Annotated in this window: 3 protein-coding genes; 1 reads left to right on the top strand and 2 read right to left on the bottom strand. The window is 70.4% G+C overall.

What is annotated here, in order from left to right; translation table 11 throughout:
• Window positions 1-181 precede the first annotated feature (181 nt).
• Window positions 182-1153, bottom strand: coding sequence for a hypothetical protein (locus tag H0X00_RS23070; protein ID WP_293775148.1), 972 nt, complete (start codon window positions 1151-1153; stop codon window positions 182-184).
• Between the two features lie 152 nt (window positions 1154-1305).
• On the opposite strand from H0X00_RS23070, the gene H0X00_RS23065 reads away from it, so the two are divergent.
• Window positions 1306-1638 (top strand): multidrug efflux SMR transporter, encoded by a 333-nt coding sequence (locus H0X00_RS23065; RefSeq protein WP_367186749.1) that lies wholly within the window; start codon window positions 1306-1308, stop codon window positions 1636-1638.
• A 12-nt stretch (window positions 1639-1650) separates the two neighbouring features.
• On the opposite strand, the gene dinB is transcribed toward H0X00_RS23065, so the two are convergent.
• Window positions 1651-2886: a DNA polymerase IV gene (gene dinB, locus H0X00_RS23060; protein ID WP_293775145.1), complete on the bottom strand. Its 1236-nt coding sequence runs from the start codon at window positions 2884-2886 to the stop codon at window positions 1651-1653.
• Window positions 2887-3012: the final 126 nt, after the last annotated feature.

Below are 3012 nucleotides of genomic sequence, written 5' to 3'. Positions count from 1 at the left end.
CCACGCAGGCGTCATCGTTCGGGAACCAGTCCCGGAACTCCTGCAACGTGCGCGGGTAGTCGACTCCGCCTAGCGGCCGTTCCTTGCTCACACCCGAAATCGTACTGCACTCAAGCAGATATGCAGACTTCATGATCGTCCGCGGGCTGGCCGCCGCCGGAGCCGAGGTGGTCATCTCCCGTCAGCGGGCCTGACCTGAGTTGGCGGCGACCCGCAGCGAGCTCGCATCGACGGCTTCGAACGCCGAGGCCGGAATCGACTTCAGCTCGTCGAGCAGGGCCTCCGGCCAGTGGTTGTCGGCGGTGCCCTGGAAGTACCAGGGCGAGCCGTTGTCGGCCAGGATCAGCCCGTAGGTCTGCATCGCCCGCAGCACGGTGCGGGTGTCCGCGCGCAGACCGTCGACTTCGAAGTCGGCCTGGAGCCGGAACCGCGCGCCCATCGGCGGGTAGCTCTGGTCGTTCACCGACCCGGCCTGGTGCCGGGCCGGCCAGACGAAGCGCCGGTCGGTGACGTCGGTGGTGAAGCGGATCGCGTGATCGACCCGGCCGGCCTTGACCTCGTCGTAGCGCAGCAGGCCGGGCAGGATCGGTAGCCCGGCGGCGTCCGCGCTGGTCCACCCCGCGGGCCGCAGCGCATTACTGCGCAGGTCCCAGACGGCGCCTGAGCCGGCGCGCCAGCCCTGCGCCGTCTTCCGCGTCGCCCAGGTCTCGTAGAGCTTGCAGCGCTTGGCGTCCACGACGATCGTGTGCCGGTCACCGCTGCGCCATTGCCCGCCCTCGACGTTGGTGTCCTTACCGAGCGGGTAGCGGACCCGGTCGCTCTCGTCGGCGTAGCCGAAGCGCACCTTGACCTTGCGGTGGCTCTTGCCGACGACCGTGACCGGGATGCCGTAGGGGACGGACTGCTCGCCGTAGGACGGGCCGAAGTCCGGGTGCAACCGCGAGCGCGGAGACATGTTCGACAGCCACGCCGCACTGCGCCCGTGCACCGGCAGGGCACTGATGTCGGAGTGCCAGACGTTGTCCGCCGGGAACGCGGTGCACGAGGTTCCCGGGATCCGGCGCACCGCCGCCGCGTCGGCCCCGGTCATGGAGCTACTGGCGAGCCCCACGGCAGCACCGGCGGCGAGCAGGACGGCGAGCGCACGCTTCATGCCTGAAAGTCGGTCCACCAGCGGCCGGACTGAAGGCCGACTAACAGTTCGTCAACCACGTTTGCGCCTGCCTGGCACCGCTCCGCGACCTCGTCCAGCATCCCGTCCTGGCCGCGGGTCAACCAGGTCGAGGATCCTAGGGTGACCGGATGATGTCTTGGCTCTTCCTCGCAGGGGCGATCGTGACCGAGGTGACGGCGACGCTGTGCCTGCGCGCCTCGGACGGATTCGCCAAGCTCGGCTTCACCGCGGTTGTCGTGGTCGGCTACATCGCGTCGTTCTGGTGTCTGTCCCAGTCGCTGCAGCGGGGGATGTCGCTCGGGGTCGCCTACGGCGTCTGGTCCGGGATCGGCGTGGCCACCGTGGCGGTGCTCGGCCGGCTCTTCTTCGACGACGGCCTGAGCGCGGTCACGGTCGGCGGGATCGCGTTGATCATCGTCGGCGTGGTCGTCGTCCAGCTCGGAGGAACTCACGCGGAGGCCTGACGCACCGTCGGATCAGTCGGGCAGCTTCGGCACCTCGACGCCGGTGGAGCGCCCGATCAGGACGGCCCGGTCGATCGCCGCGGTGCCGAAGCGTTCCCGGACGGCATCGAGGGTGGCGTCCAGAACGCCGGTGTCCGGAGCGCTGACGGCCCCATTGGCGGCGCGCGGGAAGGGCAGCGCCAACTGCACGGCGTCGTCGTCGTCGAGGTCGGGAACCGAGACGCCGACCAGGGTGAGGCCGCGCTCCGCGATCAGCGCAGCGGCGGCGGTCATCAGGGCCTGGATCGCCGCGAGCACCGTTGCCGTGTCGTCGGTCGGGGCAGGCAGCGTGTGCGAGCGGGTGACCGAGGCGAAGTCGTCGAAGCGCAGACGGAGCACGACCGTGCGCCCGACCCGGTTGGCGGCGCGCACCCGGCGCATCACCCGGTCGACGATCCCGATCACCAGCGCGTCCACCTCGGCCGGGGTGCGCCGCCCGCGGCCGAAGGCCGACTGCGAGCCGATCGACTTTCGCCGCCGCCCGACCACGACCGGACGTGGATCGTGATTGTGCGAGAGCGCGAACAGTTGGCGCCCCGCCGCCGGCCCCAGCATCGAGGTCAGCACGTCCGGGGCCAGGGTCGCGACCTCGCCGACGGTGTGGATGCCCCGTTCGGCGAGCTTGCCGGTGGTCACCGGGCCGACGCCCCACAGCGCGTCGACCGGCAGCGGGTGCAGGAACTCCAGCTCGGTCTCCGGCGGCACCAGCAGCAGCCCGTTCGGCTTGGCCTGACGGCTGGCCACCTTGGCCAGGAACTTGGTCCGGGCGATCCCGACGCTGATCGGTAATCCGACTTCCGTGAGGACCCGGGCGCGTAGCCGCGTCGCGATGTCGGCCGGCGGGCCGGACAGCCGGCGCAGGCCGCCGACGTCGAGGAAGGCCTCGTCGATGGAGATGCCCTCCACCAACGGGGTGACGTCGTCGAAGATCGCGAAGACCGCCCTGCTGGCCTCGGTGTAGGCCTCGAAGCGCGGCGCGACGACGATCGCGTGCGGACACAGCCGCCGCGCCATCACCCCACCCATCGCCCCCTGGACGCCGTAGGCCTTGGCCTCGTAGCTGGCCGCCAGCACCACCCCGCCGCCGACCAGGACCGGCTTGCCCCGCAGCGCCGGGTCGTCGCGCTGCTCGACCGAGGCGTAGAAGGAGTCCAGGTCGGCATGCAGAATCGACGCCTCGCGGCGGTCAGCGCTCTTGAACCGGTCCATCGAACGTATGTTCTGCATATCTGCTTGAGTGCAGTACGATTTCGGGTGTGAGCAAAGAACGGCCGCTAGGCGGAGTCGACTACCCGCGCACGTTGCAGGAGTTCCGGGACTGGTTCCCGAACGATG

It is taken from the genome of Sporichthya sp. (assembly GCF_013815995.1).
In the GTDB taxonomy this organism is placed as follows: Bacteria; Actinomycetota; Actinomycetes; order Sporichthyales; family Sporichthyaceae; genus Sporichthya.
The sequence above is the reverse complement of the archived record's forward strand: the minus strand, read 5'-3'. Positions and strand labels throughout refer to the sequence as shown.